The sequence below is a fragment of the Dokdonella aquatica genome, from assembly GCF_051987395.1.
In the GTDB taxonomy this organism is placed as follows: Bacteria; Pseudomonadota; Gammaproteobacteria; order Xanthomonadales; family Rhodanobacteraceae; genus Dokdonella.
Map to the genome: position 1 here is coordinate 1468923 of NZ_CP197094.1, position 23116 is coordinate 1492038.

22 protein-coding genes are annotated in these 23116 nt (G+C 69.3%); 11 read left to right on the top strand and 11 right to left on the bottom strand.

The window, feature by feature from the left end:
- Positions 1–16 precede the first annotated feature (16 nt).
- From gyrB to ACQQ2N_RS06680, 6 genes are all read left to right on the top strand, one after another.
- The gene (gene gyrB / locus ACQQ2N_RS06655; protein WP_440224916.1) at positions 17–2431 is read left to right on the top strand and encodes a DNA topoisomerase (ATP-hydrolyzing) subunit B; all 2415 of its coding nucleotides are present in this window, start codon (positions 17–19) and stop codon (positions 2429–2431) included.
- 246 nt (positions 2432–2677) lie between these two features.
- The gene (locus tag ACQQ2N_RS06660; RefSeq protein ID WP_440224917.1) at positions 2678–3961 is read left to right on the top strand and encodes a tetratricopeptide repeat protein; all 1284 of its coding nucleotides are present in this window, start codon (positions 2678–2680) and stop codon (positions 3959–3961) included.
- A 174-nt stretch (positions 3962–4135) separates the two neighbouring features.
- On the top strand, positions 4136–4792 hold the full coding sequence (locus tag ACQQ2N_RS06665; protein ID WP_440224918.1) for an energy transducer TonB: 657 nt from the start codon (positions 4136–4138) through the stop codon (positions 4790–4792).
- Positions 4793–4903: 111 nt separating this feature from the next.
- Positions 4904–5620, top strand: a complete 717-nt coding sequence (locus ACQQ2N_RS06670; RefSeq protein WP_440225718.1) for a MotA/TolQ/ExbB proton channel family protein — start codon at positions 4904–4906, stop codon at positions 5618–5620.
- 3 nt (positions 5621–5623) lie between these two features.
- Positions 5624–6031: an ExbD/TolR family protein gene (locus ACQQ2N_RS06675; RefSeq protein WP_440224919.1), complete on the top strand. Its 408-nt coding sequence runs from the start codon at positions 5624–5626 to the stop codon at positions 6029–6031.
- A 193-nt stretch (positions 6032–6224) separates the two neighbouring features.
- Positions 6225–6632, top strand: coding sequence for an ExbD/TolR family protein (locus ACQQ2N_RS06680; RefSeq protein ID WP_440224920.1), 408 nt, complete (start codon positions 6225–6227; stop codon positions 6630–6632).
- A gap of 110 nt (positions 6633–6742) precedes the next feature.
- Here the strand turns inward: ACQQ2N_RS06680 and ACQQ2N_RS06685 are convergent, their stop codons facing one another.
- From ACQQ2N_RS06685 to acs, 9 genes are all read right to left on the bottom strand, one after another.
- The gene (locus tag ACQQ2N_RS06685; protein WP_440224921.1) at positions 6743–7498 is read right to left on the bottom strand and encodes a pyridoxine 5'-phosphate synthase; all 756 of its coding nucleotides are present in this window, start codon (positions 7496–7498) and stop codon (positions 6743–6745) included.
- Between the two features lie 58 nt (positions 7499–7556).
- Positions 7557–8528, bottom strand: a complete 972-nt coding sequence (locus ACQQ2N_RS06690; protein ID WP_440224922.1) for a PDZ domain-containing protein — start codon at positions 8526–8528, stop codon at positions 7557–7559.
- 28 nt (positions 8529–8556) lie between these two features.
- Positions 8557–9030: a hypothetical protein gene (locus ACQQ2N_RS06695; protein WP_440224923.1), complete on the bottom strand. Its 474-nt coding sequence runs from the start codon at positions 9028–9030 to the stop codon at positions 8557–8559.
- The gene (locus ACQQ2N_RS06700; RefSeq protein WP_440224924.1) at positions 9027–9587 is read right to left on the bottom strand and encodes an RNA polymerase sigma factor; all 561 of its coding nucleotides are present in this window, start codon (positions 9585–9587) and stop codon (positions 9027–9029) included. Before ACQQ2N_RS06700 ends, ACQQ2N_RS06695 begins: the two co-directional genes overlap by 4 nt.
- Positions 9588–9657: 70 nt before the next feature.
- Positions 9658–11343: a hypothetical protein gene (locus ACQQ2N_RS06705; RefSeq protein WP_440224925.1), complete on the bottom strand. Its 1686-nt coding sequence runs from the start codon at positions 11341–11343 to the stop codon at positions 9658–9660.
- A 168-nt stretch (positions 11344–11511) separates the two neighbouring features.
- Complete coding sequence (locus ACQQ2N_RS06710) at positions 11512–12234, bottom strand: ATP-binding cassette domain-containing protein (protein WP_440224926.1); 723 nt, start codon at positions 12232–12234, stop codon at positions 11512–11514.
- Entirely contained in the window at positions 12231–13331 is a 1101-nt protein-coding gene (locus ACQQ2N_RS06715) for a hypothetical protein (RefSeq protein WP_440224927.1), read from the bottom strand. The genes ACQQ2N_RS06710 and ACQQ2N_RS06715 overlap by 4 nt, the downstream gene beginning before the upstream one ends.
- Positions 13332–13392: 61 nt before the next feature.
- Positions 13393–14076, bottom strand: coding sequence for a LuxR C-terminal-related transcriptional regulator (locus tag ACQQ2N_RS06720; protein WP_440224928.1), 684 nt, complete (start codon positions 14074–14076; stop codon positions 13393–13395).
- A gap of 44 nt (positions 14077–14120) precedes the next feature.
- Positions 14121–16064, bottom strand: a complete 1944-nt coding sequence (gene acs, locus ACQQ2N_RS06725) for an acetate--CoA ligase (RefSeq protein ID WP_440224929.1) — start codon at positions 16062–16064, stop codon at positions 14121–14123.
- A 166-nt stretch (positions 16065–16230) separates the two neighbouring features.
- Here acs and ACQQ2N_RS06730 point away from each other — a divergent pair, with 166 nt between their 5' ends.
- Both ACQQ2N_RS06730 and ACQQ2N_RS06735 read left to right on the top strand, forming a co-directional pair.
- Positions 16231–17601 (top strand): DcaP family trimeric outer membrane transporter, encoded by a 1371-nt coding sequence (locus ACQQ2N_RS06730; RefSeq protein ID WP_440224930.1) that lies wholly within the window; start codon positions 16231–16233, stop codon positions 17599–17601.
- Between the two features lie 16 nt (positions 17602–17617).
- Entirely contained in the window at positions 17618–19294 is a 1677-nt protein-coding gene (locus tag ACQQ2N_RS06735; protein WP_440224931.1) for an MFS transporter, read from the top strand.
- Positions 19295–19520: 226 nt separating this feature from the next.
- Here ACQQ2N_RS06735 and ACQQ2N_RS06740 read toward each other — a convergent pair whose 3' ends face one another.
- Together ACQQ2N_RS06740 and ACQQ2N_RS06745 are read right to left on the bottom strand one after the other, a co-directional pair.
- Entirely contained in the window at positions 19521–19781 is a 261-nt protein-coding gene (locus ACQQ2N_RS06740; RefSeq protein ID WP_440224932.1) for a GlsB/YeaQ/YmgE family stress response membrane protein, read from the bottom strand.
- Positions 19782–19900: 119 nt separating this feature from the next.
- Positions 19901–20206, bottom strand: coding sequence for a hypothetical protein (locus ACQQ2N_RS06745; RefSeq protein ID WP_440224933.1), 306 nt, complete (start codon positions 20204–20206; stop codon positions 19901–19903).
- 148 nt (positions 20207–20354) lie between these two features.
- On the opposite strand from ACQQ2N_RS06745, the gene ACQQ2N_RS06750 reads away from it, so the two are divergent.
- The 3 genes from ACQQ2N_RS06750 to ACQQ2N_RS06760 all read left to right on the top strand — a co-directional run bounded on the left by ACQQ2N_RS06750 (position 20355) and on the right by ACQQ2N_RS06760 (position 23085).
- Entirely contained in the window at positions 20355–20978 is a 624-nt protein-coding gene (locus ACQQ2N_RS06750; protein ID WP_440224934.1) for a DUF4126 domain-containing protein, read from the top strand.
- Between the two features lie 110 nt (positions 20979–21088).
- The gene (locus ACQQ2N_RS06755) at positions 21089–22288 is read left to right on the top strand and encodes a beta-ketoacyl-[acyl-carrier-protein] synthase family protein (protein WP_440224935.1); all 1200 of its coding nucleotides are present in this window, start codon (positions 21089–21091) and stop codon (positions 22286–22288) included.
- Between the two features lie 2 nt (positions 22289–22290).
- Complete coding sequence (locus tag ACQQ2N_RS06760) at positions 22291–23085, top strand: beta-ketoacyl synthase chain length factor (RefSeq protein WP_440225719.1); 795 nt, start codon at positions 22291–22293, stop codon at positions 23083–23085.
- The last annotated feature ends 31 nt before the right edge of the window (positions 23086–23116 follow it).

The window sequence follows — 23116 nt, forward strand, 5'->3', positions numbered from 1 at the left end:
CGTGCCGTGGAGGCCCATGAGCGAGTCTTACGATTCAAGCAAGATCAAGGTCCTCAAGGGCCTTGAAGCGGTGCGCAAGCGCCCCGGCATGTACATCGGCGACACCGATGACGGCACCGGCCTGCACCACATGGTGTTCGAGGTCGTCGACAACTCGATCGACGAAGCGCTCGCCGGCTACGCCAACGAAGTCCTCGTCACGATTCACACCGACGGTTCCGTCAGCGTCGTCGACAACGGTCGTGGCATCCCGGTCGGCATGCACGAGGAAGGACGCTCGTCGGCCGAAGTCGTCATGACCGTGCTTCACGCCGGCGGCAAGTTCGACGACAACAGCTACAAGGTTTCGGGCGGCCTGCACGGCGTCGGTGTGTCGGTCGTCAATGCGCTGTCGCAGCACCTGTGGCTCACGATCCATCGCGAAGGCTTCGAGCACCACCAGGAGTACGCCCACGGCGAGCCGCAGTATCCGCTCAAGCAGGTCGGGCCTTCGACGCGTACCGGCACCACGGTGCGCTTCCTGCCGAGCACGGCGACGTTCTCGGACGTCGAGTTCCACTACGACATCCTCGCGCGCCGCCTGCGCGAGCTCTCGTTCCTCAATTCGGGCGTGCGCATCGCGCTGACCGACGAACGCAGCGATCGCCACGACGTGTTCGAGTACGCGGGCGGCATCCGCTCGTTCGTCGAGCACCTCGCGCACCTCAAGACGCCGCTGCACCCGAACGTGGTGACCTTCTCGGCGCAGGATGGTGCGATCACGGTCGAGGCCGCGCTGCAGTGGACCGATGCCTACCAGGAATCGACCTACTGCTACACGAACAACATTCCGCAGAAGGACGGCGGCACGCACCTGGCCGGTTTCCGTGCGGCGCTGACGCGCACGCTGTCGAACTACATCGAGCGCGCCGGCATCCAGAAGACCGCCAAGGTCGGCCTGTCGGGCGACGACATGCGCGAAGGCCTCATCGCCGTGCTGTCGGTGAAGATGCCGGACCCGAAGTTCTCCTCGCAGACCAAGGACAAGCTCGTCTCGAGCGAGATCAAGGGCATCGTCGAGTCGTCGGTCAACGAGAAGCTCGACGAATTCCTGCTCGAGAACCCGCACGAGGCGCGCGCGATCGCGGCCAAGGTCGTCGACGCCGCGCGTGCCCGCGAAGCCGCACGCAAGGCGCGCGAGATGACGCGCCGCAAGGGCGCGCTCGACATCGCCGGCCTTCCGGGCAAGCTCGCCGACTGCCAGGAGAAGGATCCGGCGCTCAGCGAGCTGTTCATCGTCGAGGGCGACTCGGCAGGCGGCTCGGCCAAGCAGGGCCGCAACCGCCGCACCCAGGCCGTGCTGCCGCTGCGCGGCAAGATCCTCAACGTCGAGCGCGCGCGTTTCGACCGCATGCTGTCCAGTGCCGAGGTCGGCACGCTGATCACCGCGCTCGGCACGGGTATCGGCAAGGACGAGTACAACATCGACAAGCTGCGCTACCACCGCATCATCATCATGACCGATGCGGACGTGGACGGCTCGCACATCCGCACGCTGCTGCTGACGTTCTTCTATCGCCAGATGCCCGAGCTCATCGAGCGCGGGCACATCTATATCGGCCAGCCGCCGCTGTACAAGCTCAAGCAAGGTAAGCAGGAGCTTTACCTCAAGGACGATGCCGCGCTCAACGCGTACCTGATCGCGCACGCGGTCGACAACGCCGAGCTCGCCTACAGCCCGGACGCGCCGGCGCTGTCGGGGCCGGGCCTCGAGAAGCTGCTGGGCGACTACCAGGCTGCCGTCGACCAGATCGGTCGCATGGCCGCTCGACACGATTCCGGCCTGCTGCACGCCCTGCTGCATGCACCGGCACCGTCTGCCGAGGGCTGGGCCGACGAGGCGCGCCTGCAGGCCTGGCTCGCGGCCGTGCGCGCCCATCTCGCGACGAAGGCCGGGGCAGGCCAGCCGCGTTATGCGCTGCAGGTTCGCGCCGCGACCGCCGAGCATCCGGCCGCGCTCGTGGTGGATCGCAGCCAGCACGGCACGACGACGACCCAGGTGCTGCCCGCGAATTTCTTCGCCGGCGGCGAATTCCGCGTCATCGCGGATGCGGCGCGCCAGCTCGACGGACTCATCCAGCCCGGTGCGCGCATCGCGCGTGGCAACCGCAGCGTCGAGCTCACGGGCGGCATCGCGCAGGCCCATGCCTGGCTCATGGACGAAGCCAAGCGCGGCCGCATGATCCAGCGCTTCAAGGGCCTCGGCGAAATGAATCCCGAGCAGCTCTGGGAGACCACGGTCAATCCCGAGACGCGCCGCCTGCTGCAGGTGACGATCGAGGACGCCGTCGCGGCCGACCAGATCTTCTCGACGCTGATGGGCGACGTGGTCGAACCGCGTCGCGAGTTCATCGAGCAGAACGCGCTGCGCGTGAGCAACCTCGACGTCTGACCTCCGGTGCGGCCGGAGCGCCGCACCGCACGGAGGCATCCAGCGCATGCCGATGACGGTCGGGCGGGACCGTCGTCGAACCCCGGGGGCGACCCTCGCGCGTTGAACGGAAGCGACGCCACGGGTCGTTCCACGGTCAGGCGCTCGGCTTGTACAGCCGGGCGCGCCGGCGGTACGCTCCGGCGACCCGATATCCGCTGTCCGCGTGCAGACAGCCTTCCCTGATCTCCAGTCGAGGTGAACACCATGACCTTCCCGAGGCTCGCACGATTCGCGCTGTGCGCGTTCGTGCTGCTGCTGTCGACGGCGACCTACGCGCAGCGCAACAAGAAAGAAGTCAACGAGTATCCGAATGCGACGCGCTCGGATCCCAAGAGCACGATGTCGGAGCGCGAGCAGCGCGACCTCAGCAAGGCGACGGACCTCGTCAACGACGGCAAGGGCACCGAAGCCATGCCGCTGATCGAGAAGGCACTCGGCAACGCGAAGATCGGCAAGTACGCCGAGGCCTACGCCTACCAGTTGCAGGGTCGTGCCAAGTGGGAGCTCGACGACGAAGCAGGCGCGATTGAGGCCACCAAGAAGGCCATCGATCTCAACACGCTGCCGAACAACCAGCACTTCCCGCTCCTGTACCAGCTCGCGCAGATGTACGTGCAGGGCGAGAACTACACCGAAGCGCTCACCACGCTCGAGCGCTGGGAGAAGGAAGCCGGCAAGACCACGCCGGACGCGCTCGCGCTCAAGGGCAACGCCTACTACCGCCTCGACCGCTTCCAGGAAGCGATCGACACGATGAAGAAGGCGATCGCGGGTTCCGAGACGCCGAGCGAGAGCTGGAGCCAGATCCTCATGGCCAGCTACTTCGAACTGAACCAGTTCGACGAGGCCGCCAAGCTCACCGAGGCCGAACTCGCCAAGAAGCCGAACGACATCCGCCTCATCAAGCAGCTCGCCACGATCTACGTGCAGGGTGACAACTACCCGAAGGCGATCGAGGTGCTCAGCAAGGCGCGCAGCCAGGGCCTCATCACCTCGGCCGACGACTACATGCAGCTGGCCAAGCTCTACGCGAACGCCGACAAGCCCAAGGATGCGTCCGAGGTGCTCAAGGAAGGCCTCGCCAAGGGCATCGTGCCGGCCTCGCTCGACGCGCTGCGCCTGCAGGGCGACCTGTGCTCGCAGTTCGACGACGACGCCTGCGCGATCGACGCCTACACGAAGGCCTCGCCGCTCGCGAAGGACGGCAACGTCGACTACCAGCTCGGCTACCTGCTGTTCTACGCCGACAAGGCTGCACAGGCCAAGGAAGCGTTCACGCGTGCGCTGACCAAGGGCGGCCTGCGTCAGGAGGGCGAAACCTACGTCCTGCGCGGCGATACCGAGAACGAGCTCGGCAACGACGCGGCTGCCCTCGCCGACTGGCGCAAGGCAACCACCTATCCGAGCGCGAAGGCGATGGCCGAGCAGCGCATCAAGGCCGCCACGGGCGGTGTGAAGCTCAAGCGCCCCGTGAAATCAAAGACCTGATGAACCCTGTCATCAGACTGTCCGCCCACTGTCCGAACCTGTCCGCCGGCTCTTGTCGGACAGGTTCCGGGTGTTGTACCGTGACGGGCTCCGCTGTTTCGGACGCACGCTGGTCACGCCCGTTGGGTACCCGGCCGACCGCCGGTCTCAATAACACTCGTTTGGTCTTTACCGATGGCTGACATCTACAAACCCGACAGCGATTCATTCAACTGGCGCCGCGTTACCGCGTTGTCGGGTGCGTTCCTCACGCACGTCTTCGCTCTGGCCCTGCTCGCGACCCCTCCGTCGCCGCCGCCGCCGAAAGAGAAGAAGGTCGACAACAAGGTGACGGTCGAGTTCATCGAACCGCCACCGCCGCCGCCGCCGCCACCGCCGCCGCCTCCGGAGCCGCCCAAGAAGCCGCCGCCGAAGGTGATCGAGAAGATCAAGCCGCCGCCGACTCCGCCGCCGGAGCCGCCGCCGCCGGTGATCGTCGAGGAAGCGTCGCCGATGTCCGTCGCGGCGCCGCCGCCTGCGCCGCCGGCTCCGCCTGCGCCGCCGGTCGACATCGCGCCGAGCGAGAACATCAGCTACCGTAAGATGCGCCCGCCGAAGTACCCGCCGCAGGCCATCCGCCAGCACCAGCAGGGCAGGGTCATGCTCAAGGTGCTCGTGGGCCTCGACGGAACGCCGGAGGAGATCACGGTGGAAAAGTCCAGCGGTTCGCGTTTGCTGGACCAGGCTGCGATTGCAGCCGTCAAGACCTGGGTGTTCAATGCAGGCATGAAGAACGGCGCACCCGCCCGCGGGTATGCCTTGGTCCCGATCGAGTTCAACCTCAACCAGTAGCCCTCATCTCAAGGTAGCGCCATGCAGCAAGAAGCCCCTACGACCACGCCTGCGGATCAGTCAGGTGTCATTCCTCCTCCGGTGCCGGGTGGTGGCAACAACGCCCAGGCGATGTCGCAGATGGGCTTCGACCATCTGATCCACAACTTCGACGCGGTCGGCTGGGTGGTGTTCGCCACGCTGATCATCATGTCGCTGCTGTCGGTGTACTTCATCATCGCCAACCTCATCCGCAACGCCATGGTGCGTTCGCGCATGGACCGCGTGATCCACACGTTCTGGGAAACGCCGTCGGCGCAGGACGCGATCCGCTTCCTCGAAGAGCAGCCGAAGTCGGAGCCGTTCTCGAAGATCGCGCTCGATGCCGCGCAGGCCGCGCAGCACCACTCGCGCCATGAGGGCAGCCGCCTCGTCGAGGCCCTGAACCGCTCCGAGTTCATCGACCGCGCGCTGCGCCAGGGCGTCGCCCGCGAGAGCATGCGTCTCGAAGGCGGCCTGACGGTGCTCGCCACGGTCGGTTCGACGGCTCCGTTCGTCGGCCTTCTCGGTACGGTGTGGGGCATCTACCACGCGCTCATCAAGATCGGCGCGACCGGCAACGCCTCGATGGAAGCCGTCGCCGGCCCCGTCGGCGAAGCGCTGATCATGACCGCGATCGGTCTGTTCGTCGCGATCCCGGCCGTGCTCGCGTACAACTTCTACGTGCGCAGCAACCGCCTCATCTACGCCCGCTTCGACGAGTTCGCGCACGACCTGCACGACTTCTTCGCGATCGGTTCGCGTATCGACGCCGCTGCGGCTCCGGCACCCGCCATCGCGAGGAAGTAAGCCATGGCCTTCAGTTCCAATTCGGGCAGTGGTCCGATGGCGGAAATCAACGTCACGCCCCTCGTGGACGTGATGCTGGTGCTCTTGATCATCTTCATGATCACGGCGCCGCTGATGACCCACAAGATCCGCATCGACCTTCCGCAGGCCAATCCGAACACGCAGGAAACCACCCCGCCCGAACCGATCGATCTCGCGGTTCGTGAAGGTGGCGACCTGTTCTGGAACGACGAGCCGATCACCGAAGCGATGCTGCAGGCCCAGCTCCGTGTCGCGGCACAGAAGAATCCGCAGCCCGAGCTGCAGATCCGCGCCGACAAGACCACGCAGTACCAGCTCATCGCGACGGTCATGGCCAACGCCAAGAGCGCAGGCATGGTGAAGATCGGCTTCATCACGGCCCAGCAGTAACACGCTCCACGTTCCATGTTTCGACGAAACGGCGCCCTTCGGGGCGCCGTTTTCGTTTGCGCGTGATCAGGGGACTTCCGGCCGCTCCATACGCGGGTGTACGCTGAAGGCGTCGCGGTCCTCGATCCCGGCATGCCCGGTTCGACATCGCGACGGCCGTTGTCCGATCCCGCCACGTCGAGGAGGTGCCTCCATGTCGTTCGCCGTCGATCGCTCCACCACGTCCGCGCCGCTGAGCCAGATCAACATCACGCCGCTCGTCGACGTCATGCTCACCGTGCTCATCATCTTCATGGTCACGACGCCGATCGTGCTCAAGAAGGTGCCGCTGCCGTTGCAGGGCAGCGAGAACACGCCGCAGGTCGAGCCGCGCGTGCTCGGCGTCGCGATTCTCGACGACGGACGCTTGGTCCTGGGTGAAAGGCCCACGACGCGCGGTGAGCTGGATACCGAGCTGCGCATCGCCGCGGCGAACGGGCCGGTCCGTCTCGAGATCCGCCCGCAATCCGGTTCGGCCTACGACGACCTCGCCCAGGTGCTCGTGCTCGCGAGCAACGCGAACGTGTCGAACGTGGGCGTCGAGGTGCCCGCAGACCGCTGAAGCAGGCCGGGAACGGTTCCGGTCGCGGACCCGGTCCCGACGCGAGGCTTCGTGTGCAGCCCGGTGGCTCTTCCCAGCGACCACCGGGAACCCGAACGAGGTAACGCCGCTCAGCGCGGCGTACCGCCGGCCAGCACGTCGTTGTAGCGCGCGATCGTCGTCGCGAGCCCGTACTCGATCGCCTCGGCGAACAGCGCGTGGCCGATCGACACCTCGTCGATGCCGTCTACCGCTCCCAGCAACGCACCGAGATTGTCGAGGCTGAGGTCGTGACCGGCGTTGACGCCGAGACCGGCCTCGCGAGCCTCGCGAGCGGTCGCCACACATGCAGCAAGCTCGCGCGACGCGTCGCCGCCCGCGTGGGCGTGCGCGAAAGGTCCCGTGTACAGCTCGATGCGCTGTGCGCCGATGTCGGCGACGCGCGCGATCCCCGTCGCACCGGCATCCATGAACAGGCTAACGCGACAGCCCTCCGCGCGCAGCGCGGCGACGAGCGGACGCAGGCGTTCGGCGTCGCGCGCGAGGTCGAAGCCGTGGTCGGAGGTGATCTGACCATCGCCGTCGGGCACCAGCGTCGCCTGCGCGGGGCGGACGCGTCGCACGAGTTCGAGGAATCCGGGATAACCCTCTCGCGGCGGTGCGAAAGGATTGCCTTCGAGGTTGTACTCGGCACCGTCGAGCACGCCGGCGATCCGCGCGACGTCGTCGCTGCGGATATGGCGCTGGTCCGGCCTCGGATGCACGGTGATGCCGTGGGCGCCCGCGGCGAGCGCCTTGAGCGAGAACGCGGCCGGATCGGGAAACGCGCCGCCACGCGAATTGCGCAGCACGGCGATCTTGTTGACGTTGACGCTGAGGACGGTCACGGCGTCCGCTCCACGGAGAGGAACGCCTAGCGTAGCGGATGCGATCGGCGATCCCGCGTCAGCGGCAGGCTTCGCTGCTCTCTCGCCACACGACCGGTTCCCAGTACGCGCCGTCCTTCCATTGGGTGCGCTTGTCCTCGTCGAGCCTCGCGGCGACGTGGTAAGTCGTACCGGGTGCGACGTCGATCGTCAGCCGCTTGTAGACCTTGCCGGCGCTCCGTTGGCGATCATTGATGCCGAGGTAGCGGTTCTCGATCTTCTCGGCGATCTCCACGACGTGCTGGCCTGCCTCGACGCGGAAAGACTGCTGACCCTGCACGCCGGCGAGCCTTCCGTCGATGCTGATCAGCATCGCTTCGTGCAGCTTGTCCTGGCGCGGGGCGACGTCGAACGTGCTGATGCGCCCGCAACCACCCGCCGCGGTGGTCGCCGCGCCACCGGCGCTGCCGATCGACACGCGCACGGCCGGAATCCATGTGGCCGCGAGCGCCCCGCTCAGCGCGATCATCTGGCCGCCGCGACGTACGTCGAAGCGCACGGGCGCGCCATCCTCGAGTCCGTTCACGCGGTCGCGCAGCACGCCCGCCGCGCGCGCGGAGCCGCCGTCGTCGCTGCCGAGCGCGACGAGGGTGTCGCCATTGACCCCGACGAGCACGTCACCGCTGCGCAGGCCGATGCGCTCGGCGCTGCTACCGGGTGTCGTGCCGAGCACGCGCAGACCTTCGCGCGCACGGTCGCCGTTCGAACTGTCGACGAGCACGCCGAGGTTGCCGACGCGCTGGCGCGGCTCGTCGATCGTGAGCGCGATCTGCTCCGGTGGCGTGTCGCCGAACGCGCCACTTTCGATCATGTCGAGCAGGAGCACGCGAAGATCCTCGCGCAGGCGTTGCTCGGCGCCCGTCGTCGCGGCCTTCGTTCCGGCCGCCACCGCGACGGAAGGCGTCGTCGCGATCGCGTCCGCGGCGAACGCGGACGACGCGCCAAGCGCGGCGGTCAACGCAGTGGCGATGGCGATGCGCTGCAGGTTCATGTTCGTTCTCCGACCCACGTGTTCATGTTCAGATGCGTGTCACCGCGGCGGTACGCGCCGCGTCGTGATCGATGAGACTGCGCAGCGCGGCATGGCGTTGCCGCCACAGCGGTTCGAGTTCATCCGCGGTTGCGCCGCGGTCGTAGGCAGCCTGCAGCGCACCGTCGATGCCGAGCAGGCGAGCACGCGCCGGTGCATGGCCGGGCGCCCTCTCGCCGGCGAGCCACTCGCGCTCGAGCGCTTCGGACTGGCGCTGCCACGCCAGCGTCCCGCTTTCGTCGGCGGAAAGCCCCGGATCCGGCGCACCGGTGCGCAGCACGACCACCGCGAGCGCCGCAGCGATGCCCGCACCCCACCATGCCGAGCGCACCGCGAGGCGCGCACCTCGACGCCGCGCGCGCGCAGCCTCGATGCGCGTCCACAATGCCGCATCGGGTTCGAACTCGGGGAGGTTGTCCAGCATCGCCTGTACGCGTGCGATGGACCCGTGCGACGTGCTCATGCGATCTCCTCGGCCTCGCCATCATGTCCGTCGACTTCCGCGGCGAGGCGCTTGAGCGCCCGCGCGAGGATCGACTTCGAGTAACTCTCGCTCTGCCCGAACAACTCGGCGAGCTCCTTGTGCGTGTAGCCTTCGACCTGGTGCAGCACGAGGATCGCGCGTGCCCGCGGCGGCAGCCGCCTGAGCAGCGACCACGCGTCGACGGCATCCTCGCCCGAAACCTCCACCGCGCTCATGCCGGCGAAGACCTCTTCCGCGTCCTCGTCGCCGAAGCGCCGGTTGCGCCGAACGACGTCGATCGTCGCATTGGCGGTCATGCGCTTGAGCCACGCGCCGAACGGCGCATCGCCGCGGAATCCCTTGATCGTGTCGAGCATGCGCACGAACACGTCCTGCACGACATCCTCGGCGGCGGCCGGCTCGCCGAGGATGCGCATCGCGAGGGTGTAGCACGCCTTGGCGTAACGCGCATAGATCGCCGCGTAGGCCCGCCCGTCGCCACGACGCGCGCGTTCGAGCGTGAGGGCGTCGAGTTCCTGGCCGAAGCCCGAGCTCACGCGCAAAGGTGTTCCGTCTGCAGCCACGAAGACAGGGACGAACGACGGTGCATCCCCGTCGCAGTCGCGATCACGGCGCTCCGGCGCGCCGTGGCACGCGGGCCTCGCGGATGTTGGACAGCGGCACGGCCATCGCCGCATCGCCCCCCCCGACACGCACGGCGAGCGTGACACGGCTCCCGTCGACCTCGCGCACGCGCCCCTCGATGACCTTGCCACCACGCGTCACGATCCGTACGCGCTGGCCAAGCCGCTGGCCGAGGCTGCCGACGGGAACCACGTCGTGATCCGGTCCCTGCTCCGTGCGCGGCGCGAGCCGTTCGACGACGCCCTCGCGCCATACCATGGCGAGCGTGGAGCCTTCCGGCGGACGCGGTGCGCTGGCGCCGAGCCGTTCCTCGCCGATGCTTCGCCCCGGTCCAGGTGCAGATGCCGATGGCCTGTCGGTGGAAGGAGGCAGCACGGGAGACGGTGCTTCGCGCGCCTCGGGCGCCGCCGCAACGTTGCCGGCCGGAGACTGCACCGGTACGGGTGCCGGCGTCGCGGCCGGGGCGACCGCCACGACCTCGCGCGGCGGGCCCGCTTCCGGCGTGGCCGCGATCGCCGCCGCGGCAGGTTCGGCGACGTCGGGCGCGAGCGTCCTCGCCGCTGCAGGAGGAGGCGTAGGGGCGGGCGTCGGGCCTGGCGCTGCAGGCGACATGGTCGGCGCGAGCGGACCGGGGGATCCCGTGGCGCCGGCGATCTCCGGCACGTTCGCGTCCGGCACGTCGGTGGCCGGCGTTCCGACCGGATCGGAGAAGGCGAGGCGCAGCATGACCGGCGGCGTGTCGTCATGGCGCATCGTCACGCTGAGCAGGCGCAGCAGTTCGGCCCGCGACTCGCTCGCATGGCGTTCCGGCGCCCATCCCGGATCCGGCACGCTCGCGAAGGCGAGCGTGCCGCCGCGCTCGACGAGTCGACGGTAGGCGGTGCGGATGTCCGTGCCCGGTTCGATGCCACGTGTGGCCAGGAACGCCTCGACGGCGGCGAGGTGGCGGTCGACGAACTGTGCAGGCGTGATCGACAGCCGCTGCGCGCAGTAGTGGTTGCGGCGCGCGAAGTAGCCTTCGTCGCGGTAGGCGACTTCGGCGCGCGAAAGCCGCACGTCGCCACGCGCGGAATCCTCGGCGAGCGCGTCGGGCGTGAACGCGGCGATCTCGGCGCGCACGCGCAGGCGCGAGACGCCCGGTGCGTCGAGGTCGAGCGCGAGGTCGACGCGCTGGCGGTCGATGTCGTAGCGGTAGCTGACCTCGTCGCGGCGCTCGCCGACCTCCACGCCCATCTGGTGCCGGTCGCCGGCGTCGAATGCGCCCTCGTTGCAGCCGAGCGATTCGAACGGTGCGAGGACGGGCGTTCCCCACCAGTCCTTCATGGCATCGGCGGTCGCTCCTTCGAGCGCGAGTCCGCGGACGTCCATGTCGAGCGAGGCGAAGCGTTCCGCGTCGTCGCGGAACCATCCACCGACGAGCCAGAACAGACCGGGTCGGCGCACGTAGGCCACGCGTGCGGTCGCCGCGCCGCCCGGCCAGGCGAGGCGGGGTTCGCGCAACCGTGCACTGCCGTCGAGCGAGATGCCGGCGGAGGCGTAGGTCAGCGTCGCGAGGGGGGCGAGCGACGCGGCAAGTCGTGCCGCTTCGGCGCGCGCGGCGATCTCGAGGCACGCCGCGACGGCGCCGGTGGCGATCACCAGCGCAAGCACGACGTGGCGCGATCTCATCCGCATGTGCATCCCTGTAGTCCGGCACCGACGGCACCGGATCACCCCCTGCGTGAACGACGATAGCCGGATTGCCCAGGAGCGGCAACGCGCTCCGTCACACGAAACGTAACGCTTGGTGATGTCGGAACGGCGTCGCGTGACGCAGGTCGCGCCTCCTGCCTCCGTTCAGCCGATCGCCGCGGCGAGCGCGGCCTCGAAACCGTCCGGTTCCGCGTGCAACGCGTCGAGCGTCACGCGATCCCAGGATCCCGCGATGCGCCCCTCGTGCAGCAGCATCGCGTGGCCGGCGTGGCGCTCGACGATGTCCAGTGCATGCGTGGCGAGGATCACCGCGCAACCGTCGCCGTGCGTGCGTTCTTGCAATTCCTGCTTGAGCACGCGTGCACTCGCCGGATCGAGGCCGTTGAAGCTCTCGTCGAGCACGACGAGGCGCGGTGACCCGACCAGCGCGAGCAACACGCCGAGCTTCTGGCGCGTGCCGTAGGAGTAGGTCGCGACGGGCGCCTCGAGCCAGCGCGCGATGCGCAAGGCCTCGGCGAGCGCTTCGAGACGTGCATCGCGTGCGTCGACGCCGCGTGCGGCCGAGTGCACGGCCAGGCATTGCGCGCCGGTCAGCACGTCGGGCAGCCGATCGGCCGCGACCGCCTGGCCGAGGGCGACGCGATCGCCGCCGTGCGTCGTCGACACCGGACTGCCGTCGAGCCGGATGGTCCCCGCACTCGCGGGCAGGCGACCGCAGATCGCGTCGAGCAGCGTGCTCTTGCCGCTGCCGTTCGGGCCGAGCAGCGCGAGCCATCCGCCGGCCTCGAGGTGAAGGTCGACGCCGTGCAGCACGACGCGACCGGCGCGCATCACGACGAGGCCGTCGACGTCGAGCAGGGCGGTCATGCGCGACTCCTCCGGACGAACGGCAGGACGGCACCCGGCGCGAACAGTGCGACGAGTGCCCACGGCGAAACGGCGGCGGCGACGGCAACGGTCGCGAGCACGGCGCACTGGATCATGCGTGCTCGCCGCGAATCGTCGCGCCACGCGAACGCGGCGTCGACGAGCCACGCCGAGGTCGCCCATGCCGTCGCGACGACCGCGACGACCGGCCCGGGCGTGACGCCCAGCGCGACCAGGGCGAAACCGCCGAGCATGCCCGCGATGACCTGCACGAGCACGACGCGCCGGCACAGCGGCCACGCCCACTGCGAGACGGCCAGCGGAGCCGAGGGCAGCCACTGTGCGGCGCGCGGCACGGTCGCGAGCAGGGCGCGCGACGTCTCGACGACGACGAGCGCGCTAGCACCGACGACGAGCACGCCGAGTCCCTGCGCTCCGGTCGTGCCCATCGGCAGCATCAGCAGCAGCGCGCCGAGCACTCGCGTGTGAAGGCCCGGATCACCGTCGGCGACCGCTTGCGCGAGCGGCCAGCGGGCGAGGGCGCCGAGGCCCGGGACGATCGCCGTGCCGTGTCGCGGCAGGCGCCTGTCGCGAAGTCGCTGCGGCGGTGCATCGCGGCGACCCTGCCACCAGCCCGCCAAGGCGCCGAGGCATCCGCAGGCGATCACGAGCGCGAGTGCCGCGACGGGGCGTTCGCCGTCGGCACGGAATGCGACCAGCAACGGTGCTGCCATCACGATGCCGAGGACGGGAACGAGTCCCCGCCCCGCCAGCACGAGCCGGTGCGGCCACGCCTGAACCGGCAGTACGCCGAGCCACGAGACGGCGTGCGCGGCGCGCAGCCGGCGATGTCGACGCAGCGCGGCGATGCCTGCGAGCAGGGCTGCAGCGAACGCGAACGGTGCCGGCTGGATCGCCAGTCGGGCCATGAGTGCCGTACACGCGTCGCCCAGCGAGGCGAGGGCGACCGCAGTACCTGCGAGGACGAGCAAGGTGACACCGGGCGCCGTCAGGCGCGACGGAAGCGGGGACGATCGCCATGCTTTCAGGCGGTTCGAGCGGCCCATGCGCGCCGCGAACAGGATCGGATGGGTCATGCGCGGGCGGCGGCCTTGGGGTGGGCTGCCATGGAACGTCCCGCGAGGGGATGGTTCCCGCTCAGTGCGACGGTGGCAGCCCGCCGTTGGCGCCTGAGAGTGCGTCCTGCTCGACCGCGAGATGGTTGGCGAGCAGCGCGACCTGGGTGCGGTTGCTCACGCCGAGCTTGCGCATGATCGCGGTCATGTGAGCCTTGACCGTCGCCTCGGACACGCTGAGCTCGTAGGCGATCTGCTTGTTGAGCAGGCCTTCGGCGATCATCGACAGCACGCGGAACTGCTGCGGCGTGAGTTCGGCGATGCGCGCCGCGATCGCGACCTCGTCGGGCGGCAGCGCGGTGTCGGAGCCGCCGGCGGCCTCGGGCGGCAGCCAGACGTCGCCGTCGAGCACGCTCAGCACGGCGCCGACGATGACGTCGACCGACACCGACTTGGGGATGTAGCCCGACGCGCCATGCGCGATCGCGCGTCGCATGACCGCGCTTTCCTCGTGCGCCGAGACCACGATGATCGGCAGCGAAGGGTGCTGGCCGCGCACGTGGGCGAGCGTCGAGAACCCGCGCGCGCCCGGCATGTGCAGGTCGAGCAGCAGCAGCTCGGCGTCGGGATGGCGATCGGCGAGCACCTGCAGCGAGGCGACGCTGTCGGCCTCGTGCAGGGTCGCGTCGGGCAGTGCACGCAGCACGGCCCTCCGCAACGCGTCGCGGAACAGCGGATGGTCGTCGGCGATGAGGACTTCGCGCATCTTCCCTGGCTCCCGGGTCGGTCAGCCCTTCCCGGCGAGCACTCCTAGCGCACGAGGCGCTCGTTGACGAGGTTGGTCACGACCGACGGATCGGCCAGTGTCGAGGTGTCGCCGAGCTGGTCGGGCGCGTTCTCGGCGATCTTGCGCAGGATGCGCCGCATGATCTTGCCCGAACGCGTCTTCGGCAGGCCCGGCGCCCACTGCAGGTGGTCCGGCGTGGCGATCGGTCCGATCTCCTTGCGCACCCACGCGACGAGTTCCTTGCGCAGCGCTTCGGTCGGCTCGATACCGGTCTTGAGCGTCACGTAGGCGTAGATGCCCTGGCCCTTGATGTCGTGCGGACAGCCGACCACCGCGGCCTCGGCGACGTGCGGATGCGCGACGAGCGCGCTCTCGACCTCGGCCGTGCCCATGCGGTGGCCCGACACGTTGATGACGTCGTCGACGCGGCCGGTGATCCAGTAGTAGCCGTCCTCGTCGCGACGCGCGCCGTCGCCGGTGAAGTACGTGCCCGGATACGTGCGGAAATACGTGTCGATGAAGCGTGCATGGTCGCCGTAGACCGTGCGCATCTGGCCCGGCCACGAATCGGTGAGCACGAGGTTGCCCTCGGTCGCGCCCTCGAGCACGGTGCCGTTGGCGTCGACGATCTGCGGCGTGATGCCGAAGAACGGCCGCGTCGCCGAACCGGGCTTGAGGTCGGTCGCGCCGGGCAGCGGTGTGATCAGGATGCCGCCGGTCTCGGTCTGCCACCAGGTGTCCACGATCGGGCAGCGGCCGTCGCCGACGACGCGGTGGTACCACTCCCAGGCTTCCGGATTGATCGGTTCGCCGACCGAGCCGAGCAGGCGCAGGCTCGCGCGCGAGGTCTTGCGCACGGGCTCCTCGCCCTCGCGCATGAGCGCACGGATCGCGGTCGGTGCGGTGTAGAACAGCGTGACCTTGTGCTTGTCGACGACCTGCCAGAAGCGCGAGGAATCGGGGAAGTTCGGCACGCCCTCGAACATGACCGTGGTCGCGCCGTTGGCGAGCGGGCCGTAGACGAGGTAGCTGTGGCCGGTGACCCAGCCGATGTCGGCGGTGCACCAGTAGACGTCGTCCTCGCGCAGGTCGAACACGCTCTCGTGCGTGAAGCTCGCATAGACGAGGTAGCCGCCGGTCGTGTGCAGCACGCCCTTGGGCGTGCCGGTCGAACCCGACGTGTAGAGGATGAAGAGCGGATGCTCGGCCTCGCAGGCGACCGGCGCGTGCGTGGCCGGCTGGTCGGCGACGAGCGCATCCCACCAGCGATCGCGCGGCACCTGCATGTCGACCGTACCGCCGGTGCGCTTCACCACCAGCACGGTCTCGACACTCGTCGTGTTCGGGCGCTTGAGCGCCTCGTCGACGTTGGCCTTGAGTGGTACGCGCTTCTTGCCGCGCAGGCCTTCGTCGGCGGTGATGACGAGCTTGCACTGGCTGTCGGCGATGCGGCTCGCGAGCGAGTCGGGCGAGAAGCCCGCGAACACGATCGTGTGCACGGCGCCGATGCGCGTGCACGCGAGCATCGCGACGGCGGCCTCGGGAATCATCGGCAGGTAGATCGCGACGCGATCGCCCTTCTTCACGCCGAGGCTGGTCAGCAGGTTGGCGGCCTTGCACACCTCGGCGTGCAGCTCGCGGTAGCTGATGCGGCGCGACTCGGCCGGATCGTCGCCTTCCCAGATGATCGCGGTCTTGTCGCCGCGCGTGGCGAGGTGGCGGTCGAGGCAGTTGGCGGACACGTTGAGCGTGCCGTCGTGGTACCAGCGGATGTGCAGGTCCTTCGCGTCGAAGGACACGTCCTTGACCTGCGTGTACGGCGTGATCCAGTCGATGCGCTCGCCGATGCGTCCCCAGAACGCGGCCGGGTCGGCGATCGACTCGGCGTACATCGCGTCGTAGCGCGCGCGGTCGATGCGCGCCTGCGCGGCGACGTGTGCGGGAACGGGGTGCAGCGTCTGCGACATGGGGATCTCCGACAGTCCATCGATCATCGTGCGCCGAAGATCATGCCATGCGCTTTTGCGGCAAAGGGGGCCGTTACGACTTTGGTCGCATCTCGACCAATGGTGAATAGGCGCGGCGGAATGCCACGCGCGATGCTCCGGCGGTCCTATTCACCGGGAGGGGCCCATGACGATCCACACCACCACCAGATTCAGGCTCGCGGCGATCGCCGCCGCGTGCGCACTCGCACTGCCCGGCGTCGCCGCCGCGCAGTCCGCCAGCCGCGAACAGCTCGAACAGCGCGTCGCCGAGCTCGAGCGCCAGGTCCAGGAACTCGTCGGCGAACTGCGCGCCCAGCGCGCCGCACCGCCGCCGGCCGCGGCACCGGCCGCACCCGCCGTCGCGGCGGTGCCGGCCGGCAAGCAGCCGATCCAGGCCGTGTCGCTGACGCCGAACGCGCCGGCCGGCACGACGCTGCGCTACTCGGGCTTCATCAAGGCCGACTTCATGGCCACCAAGGCGCATGACGGCCAGCTCGCCGACGGCGCGGTCGGCCGCGCGCTGTACCTGCCGAGCCAGACGCCGGTCGGCGGCAGCGCATCGGACGTCGACTACGACGCCCACGCCAAGTTCTCGCGCTTCGGCATCGGCGTCGACACGGTCACCGAATCCGGCGACAAGGGCGGTGCCTTCGTCGAGATGGACTTCTTCGGCAACACGCTCGGCACCCAGGTCGCGACCAACACCTACGGCGTCACCCTGCGCCACGCCTACGCCTACTGGAACAACTGGCTGGCCGGCCAGACCTGGTCGAACTTCATGGACGTCGGCGCACTGCCCGACGCGGTCGACTTCATCGGCCCGACCGACGGCGTGATCTTCGTGCGCCAGGCCCAGGTGCGCTACACGAACGGCGCGTTCTCGGTCGCCCTCGAGAACCCGGAAGTCACCTACATCCAGAACGGCGGCGGCGCGGTCACGCAGTCCGATCGTGGCGCGATGCCCGACCTCACGCTGCGCTACGGCTGGAAGGGCGACTGGGGCACGTTCGGCATCGGCGGCCTGCTGCGCAACCTCAAGGTCGAGCGTGCGGGCACGGCGACGGTCGCCGGCATCGACGGCACCGAGATGGCCGGTGCGCTCACGGTCGGCGGCAAGTTCAACATGGGCAAGAACGACGACATCCGTTACCAGGTCACCGCGGGCAACGGCTTCAGCCGTTACATCGGCCTCGGCATCACCGCCGACACGGCGATCGATGCGAGTGGCGACCTCGACGCGCTCGGTGGCGTCGCGGGTTACGTCGGCTGGCGCCATGTGTGGTCGCCGAAGGTGCGCTCGAACCTCATCTACGCGCGCAGCCAGTACGACAACCCGATCGCCCTGACCGGCGGCGGCGTGACCGAATCCGTGCAGAGCCTGCGCGCGAACGTCTTCTACTCGCCGTTCCCGAAGGTCGACGTCGGCGCCGAGCTCATGGTCGGCGAACGCGAACTCGAAAACGGCACGGACGGCAGGCTGACGCGCCTGCAGTTCACGACCAAGTATTCGTTCTAAGAGGAGGGGAGAACACATGGCCAGCACACCCGCAGGAGCGGCGCCCGCATCGGGCTCGCTCAACCAGAACCACCGGCGCGTCATCCTCGCGTCGAGCCTCGGTACCGTCTTCGAGTGGTACGACTTCTATCTGTACGGCTCGCTCGCGGCGATCATCGCGGTGCACTTCTTCAGCTCGCTCCCGTCGGGCAGCGCGTTCATCATGGCGCTGCTCACGTTCGCGGCCGGCTTCGCGGTGCGTCCGTTCGGCGCGATCGTGTTCGGCCGCCTCGGCGACCTGATCGGGCGCAAGTACACGTTCCTCGTCACGATCGTGCTCATGGGCGTGTCGACGTTCCTCGTCGGCATCCTGCCCACGTATGAAACGATCGGCATCGCGGCGCCGATCCTGCTCGTCGTGCTGCGCTGCCTGCAGGGCCTCGCGCTCGGCGGCGAGTACGGCGGTGCGGCGACGTACGTGGCCGAACACGCCCCGATGGGCAAGCGCGGCCTCTACACGAGCTTCATCCAGACCACCGCGACGATCGGCCTGTTCCTGTCGCTGCTCGTGATCCTGGGCGTGCGCACGATGCTCGGCGAGGAAGCGTTCAAGGAGTGGGGCTGGCGCATCCCGTTCCTGATCTCGTTCCTGCTCCTGCTGGTGTCCGTGTGGATCCGCATGAAGCTCAACGAGTCGCCGGTGTTCCAGCAGATGAAGGCCGAGGGCAAGCAGTCCAAGGCGCCGCTGACCGAGAGCTTCGGCAACTGGAGCAATGGCAAGATCGTGCTGCTCGCGCTGCTCGGCGCGACCGCCGGCCAGGCCGTCGTGTGGTACGCGGGCCAGTTCTACGCACTGTTCTTCATGACCCAGACCCTCAAGGTCGACGCGGTCACGGCGAACCTGTTCATCGCCGCGGCTCTGGCCATCGCGACGGGCGGCTTCATCTTCTTCGGCTGGCTGTCGGACAAGATCGGCCGCAAGCCGATCATCATGGCCGGCTGCCTGCTCGCGGCGATCACCTACTTCCCGATCTTCAAGGCGCTCACGCACTACGCGAACCCGGCGCTCGAGGTCGCGGCACAGACCTCGCCGGCCACGGTCGTCGCCGATCCGGCAGACTGCTCGTTCCAGTTCGTGCCGGGCGAGCTCAAGGGCCACGTCAAGTTCACGAACTCGTGCGATCTCGTGAAGAACCTGCTCAACGGGCGCAGCGTGCCGTACACGAACGAGAAGGCTCCGGCGGGCACGCTCGCGAGCGTGAAGATCGGTGCGACCACGATCGAGAGCGTGGCGCTGAGCAGTCTGTCGGCCGACGAGGCCAAGGCGGCCCAGGCCAAGTTGTCGGCCGATGTCACGGCGGCGATCGACGCAGCCGGCTATCCGAAGGTGGCCGACAACGCGCAGATGAACAAGCCGATGGTCCTGCTGCTGCTGACCATCCTCGTGGTCTACGTGACGATGGTGTACGGACCGATCGCGGCCTGGCTGGTCGAGCTGTTCCCGACGCGCATCCGCTACACCTCGATGTCGCTGCCGTACCACATCGGCAACGGCTGGTTCGGCGGCTTCCTGCCGACCACGGCCTTCGCCCTCGTGCTGCTCACCGGCGACATCTACTACGGCCTCTGGTATCCGATCGTCGTCGCGCTGTTCACGTTCGTGATCGGCACGTTCTTCCTCAAGGAAACCAAGGACGTCGACATCACGAAGTGAGGGTCTCCACCCCGATCCCGCGCGGCGCAAGGCCGCGCGGGGCACCTCGAGGCCGGGCAATGCCCGGCCTTTTTTTTCGGATGAACGGGGATCGGAGTCGACGTTCCGCGAGCGTCCGCATCACCGTGCGGGCAGCGAGGAGTGACGAGGCGATGTTGCCTGCCTGCAGGGATCAGCCCGCAGCAGGACGCGGCGCCTCGCTCCCCGAGGCGCCGCGTCGGGGATGTCAGACGCGCCGGATCAGGCCGATGATCACGAGCAGGATCACCGCACCGATCATGGCGTGCAGGATCGATCCGACGATGCCTCCGCCGATCGAGATGCCCAGCTGCGGCAACAGCCAGCTCGCGAGGAACGCGCCGACGATGCCGATGACGATGTTGCCGATGATGCCGAACCCGAAGCCGCGCACGATGAGGCCGGCGAGCCAGCCCGCGATGCCGCCGATGAGCAGGATGATGAGGAGTGCTTCGACCGAAATCGCCATGGAGTTCCCCTTGGGTTGAGGTCGCGACGATGCGACGCGCGGAGTCTGCGCGACGTGGTGACCACCGAAGATGAACGGATTCGCGCCCGCGGCCGGTGTCGCTCGGCCTGGCGGACGGGTCAGCCCTGCGGCGGTCGTACCGGCGGCACGGGACGCTGCGCTGCCGGTGCCGCCGGCCGGCCCTGGGGCGGGGTCCCGTGGGTCTGGCGTTGGGCGCGGTCGCGGATCGCCGCGATCACGTCGGGCTCGAGAAGCGCCGCATCGGGTCGAGCGCGATCGGCGATGCGTTCGGCGGCGATCGAGAACACCGTGCCGACGGCGCCGATGAAGGCGACGAGCAGGGACAGTCCGAGCACGCCGGGGCTGTGCGTCAGGAATGCCACGACGATACCGCCGACGGTCAGGGCGATCAGGAACAGGCGCATCATGACGGTGCCCCGCGGAAAGCCGGAAAGGTGGCGGCAACGCTAGCAGAAAGCCGCCCCGCGCCGCATGACCGCCGATCGGCCCGCCATTGCCGCCAGCGCTGCCGGCCGCGTCGACGTGCGCGGTCCGATGGCGCAGACTCGCGCCATGGACGCACTCTCGTCGTGGGCCCTCGCGGCCGGCCTCGCCTGGGCCAGCGGGTTCCGCCTGTATGCCGCCGTGTTCGCGGTCGGCATGCTCGGCCGTTACGACGTGCTGGACCTGCCCGCCTCGCTGGCCGTGATCGAGCATCCGTGGGTGCTCGTGGCCTCGGGCGTGCTGCTGGTCGGCGAGTTTCTCGCCGACAAGGTACCCGCGTTCGACTCGCTGTGGGACGCGCTCAACACCTTCGTGCGCATCCCGGCCGGTGCCTTCCTCGCCTGGGGGGCCATGGGCGAGTCGGAACCGGCCGCGCAGGTCGCCGCGGCGCTGCTCGGCGGCTTCGTGACGAGCGGCACGCACCTGTTCAAGAGCGGCGGCCGCGCATTCCTCAACGGTTCGCCCGAGCCGTTCTCGAACTGGACCGCGAGTTTCGGCGAGGACGGCCTGCTCGTGGTCGGGCTCTGGCTCGCGATCCAGCACCCGTGGGTCTTCCTCGTACTGCTCGTCGTGTTCCTTGCCTTCGTCGCCTGGCTCGTGCCGAAGCTGTTCCGGTTGTTCGGCCGCGTGTTCCGACGTCTGCGGGCCGCAGCATCGCCGCCCTCGGCGGGCGGGTCCACGCCGCCCGCGTGATGGCATCGCGCGCCGGATCGCGTACGGAAAGCTGAGGCCGCGCCGCGGCGTTCAGCCAGTCCACGGGGCGATCGCTATACTCGCCGCCACTTCGAAAGCGTCGATCCTGCGTGCCAGACCCCATCGATCCGATTGCCGTCACCGCATACACCGCGACCTCCGCGCTGGGCCGTGGCCGTGACGCCCACCTCGCGGCGCTGCGCGAACGGCGCAGCGGCCTGCGTGCGAACGACTTCACCGCGGCCGCGCTGCCGTGCGCGATCGGCCGCGTCGACGGTGTCGAGGACGCTGCGCTGCCCGACGCGCTGGCAACCCACGAATGCCGCAACAACCGTCTCGCCTGGCTGGCCCTCCAGGCCGACGGCTTCCTCGATGCCGCGCGCGCCGCGATCGCACGCCATGGCGCCTCGCGCGTCGCGCTGCTGCTCGGCACCTCGACCGCGAGCATCGGCGAGAGCGAGGCGAGTTACCGCGACCTCGAGGACGGCCGCATGCCCGCATGGGCGCAGCGCCCCGAAGTGCACAACCCGCACTCGCTCGGCCTGTTCCTGCGGAACCTGCTCGGCGTGCGCGGCCCGTGCCTGACCACGGCGACCGCGTGTTCGTCGAGCGCCAAGATCTTCGCCAAAGCCGAGCGCATGATCCGCCTCGGCCTCGTCGATGCGGCGATCCTCGCCGGCGTCGACACCTTGTGCGACAGCGTGCTCTACGGTTTCAACTCGCTCGAACTCGTCTCCCCCGATCCGTGCCGGCCGTTCGACGTCGCGCGGCGCGGCATCTCGATCGGCGAGGCGGCGGGTTTCGCCTTGCTCGAGCGCGACGGCGACGCGACGCGACCGCACCTCGTCGGCTGGGGCGAATCGAGCGATGCCCACCACATGTCGACGCCGCATCCCGAAGGCCTCGGCGCACGCCTCGCGATGACCGACGCGCTCGCACGTGCAGGCCTCACGCCGGCCGACGTCGGCTACATCAACCTGCACGGCACCGCGACGCCGAAGAACGACGAGGTCGAGGCCGGTGTGGTCGCGGCGCTGTTCCCGGCGCACGTGCGCGCGAGTTCGACCAAGGGCTGGACCGGCCACACGCTCGGCGCGGCCGGCATCCTCGAAGCCGTCGTGAGCCTGCTCGTGCTCGAGCATGGTGTCGTCCCGGGCCTGCTCGGCACGACCGAGCTCGATCCGGTCTGCGGCCCGCAGATCGCGATCGACAATGCGAACGCCGAGGTCTGCGTCGCGCTCAGCAACTCGTTCGGCTTCGGCGGCAGCAATTCGACGCTCGCGTTCGCGCGCGGAAGGCGGGCCGCATGACCCTGCTCGACCTGCAGATCGAAGGCATCGGCTTCTGGGCGCCGGGATGGCCGAACTGGGACGCCGCCTGCGCAGGGCTGCGTCGCGGCGACGCTCCCGCCGCCGATGCGCCGGCGCGTCCCGCACCGGGACTGCTGCCGCCGGCCGAGCGTCGTCGCGCGCCGGAACCCGTGCTGCTGGCCTGCGAGGTCGCGAGCCAGGCCTGCGAGGCGGCTGGCCGCGAAGGCGCCGAGTTGCCGAGCGTGTTCGCCTCGACCCACGGCGACCTCGCGATCACCGACTACATGTGCTCGACGCTCGCAACCGCGCCGCACGAACTGTCGCCGATCCGCTTCCACAACTCCGTGCACAACGCGCCGGCCGGTTACTGGACGATCGCGACGCGCTGCCACCGGCCGTCCACCTCGATCAGCGGCTGGACCGCGAGCTTCGGCGCGGCGCTGCTCGAGGCCGCCGTGCAGGCGGTGTCGGGCGACACGCCGGTGCTGCTCGTCGCCTACGACACCGAGTCGCGCGGTCCGCTCACCGAGGTGTCGCCGAGCACGCCGTTGTTCGGTACCGCGCTCGTGCTCGCGCCGTTCGTCGAAGGCTCGGGCCTGTCGCGGCTGCGCATCGGCCTCGATCCCGATGGCGTCGTCACGCTGCCCGCGTTGCCGCCCGCGTTCGCGGCGATCGCCGCGGGCAACCCGACGGCCGCGCACGCGTTGCCGTTCCTGTGCGCGCTGGTCAGCGACCTCGCCGGTCCGCTGCACCTGCCGGGCGGGCAGGGCGACGCGCTGCGCGTCGAATGTCCATGAGCGTGCCGTCGCGCACACCGCACCACCGCGC

Bases quoted from the DNA above. Each gene is read 5' to 3' on its own strand.
- ACQQ2N_RS06695 (WP_440224923.1), bottom strand. From the start codon at position 9,030: ATGAGCACGTCGCACGGGTCCATCGCACGCGTACAGGCGATGCTGGAC.
- ACQQ2N_RS06705 (WP_440224925.1), bottom strand. From the start codon at position 11,343: ATGAGATCGCGCCACGTCGTGCTTGCGCTGGTGATCGCCACCGGCGCC.
- ACQQ2N_RS06680 (WP_440224920.1), top strand. From the start codon at position 6,225: ATGTCGTTCGCCGTCGATCGCTCCACCACGTCCGCGCCGCTGAGCCAG.
- ACQQ2N_RS06730 (WP_440224930.1), top strand. From the start codon at position 16,231: ATGACGATCCACACCACCACCAGATTCAGGCTCGCGGCGATCGCCGCC.
- ACQQ2N_RS06690 (WP_440224922.1), bottom strand. From the start codon at position 8,528: ATGAACCTGCAGCGCATCGCCATCGCCACTGCGTTGACCGCCGCGCTT.
- ACQQ2N_RS06660 (WP_440224917.1), top strand. From the start codon at position 2,678: ATGACCTTCCCGAGGCTCGCACGATTCGCGCTGTGCGCGTTCGTGCTG.
- ACQQ2N_RS06720 (WP_440224928.1), bottom strand. From the start codon at position 14,076: ATGCGCGAAGTCCTCATCGCCGACGACCATCCGCTGTTCCGCGACGCG.
- ACQQ2N_RS06740 (WP_440224932.1), bottom strand. From the start codon at position 19,781: ATGGCGATTTCGGTCGAAGCACTCCTCATCATCCTGCTCATCGGCGGC.
- ACQQ2N_RS06715 (WP_440224927.1), bottom strand. From the start codon at position 13,331: ATGACCCATCCGATCCTGTTCGCGGCGCGCATGGGCCGCTCGAACCGC.
- ACQQ2N_RS06665 (WP_440224918.1), top strand. From the start codon at position 4,136: ATGGCTGACATCTACAAACCCGACAGCGATTCATTCAACTGGCGCCGC.
- gyrB (WP_440224916.1), top strand. From the start codon at position 17: ATGAGCGAGTCTTACGATTCAAGCAAGATCAAGGTCCTCAAGGGCCTT.
- ACQQ2N_RS06750 (WP_440224934.1), top strand. From the start codon at position 20,355: ATGGACGCACTCTCGTCGTGGGCCCTCGCGGCCGGCCTCGCCTGGGCC.
- acs (WP_440224929.1), bottom strand. From the start codon at position 16,064: ATGTCGCAGACGCTGCACCCCGTTCCCGCACACGTCGCCGCGCAGGCG.
- ACQQ2N_RS06670 (WP_440225718.1), top strand. From the start codon at position 4,904: ATGTCGCAGATGGGCTTCGACCATCTGATCCACAACTTCGACGCGGTC.
- ACQQ2N_RS06735 (WP_440224931.1), top strand. From the start codon at position 17,618: ATGGCCAGCACACCCGCAGGAGCGGCGCCCGCATCGGGCTCGCTCAAC.
- ACQQ2N_RS06710 (WP_440224926.1), bottom strand. From the start codon at position 12,234: ATGACCGCCCTGCTCGACGTCGACGGCCTCGTCGTGATGCGCGCCGGT.
- ACQQ2N_RS06745 (WP_440224933.1), bottom strand. From the start codon at position 20,206: ATGCGCCTGTTCCTGATCGCCCTGACCGTCGGCGGTATCGTCGTGGCA.
- ACQQ2N_RS06675 (WP_440224919.1), top strand. From the start codon at position 5,624: ATGGCCTTCAGTTCCAATTCGGGCAGTGGTCCGATGGCGGAAATCAAC.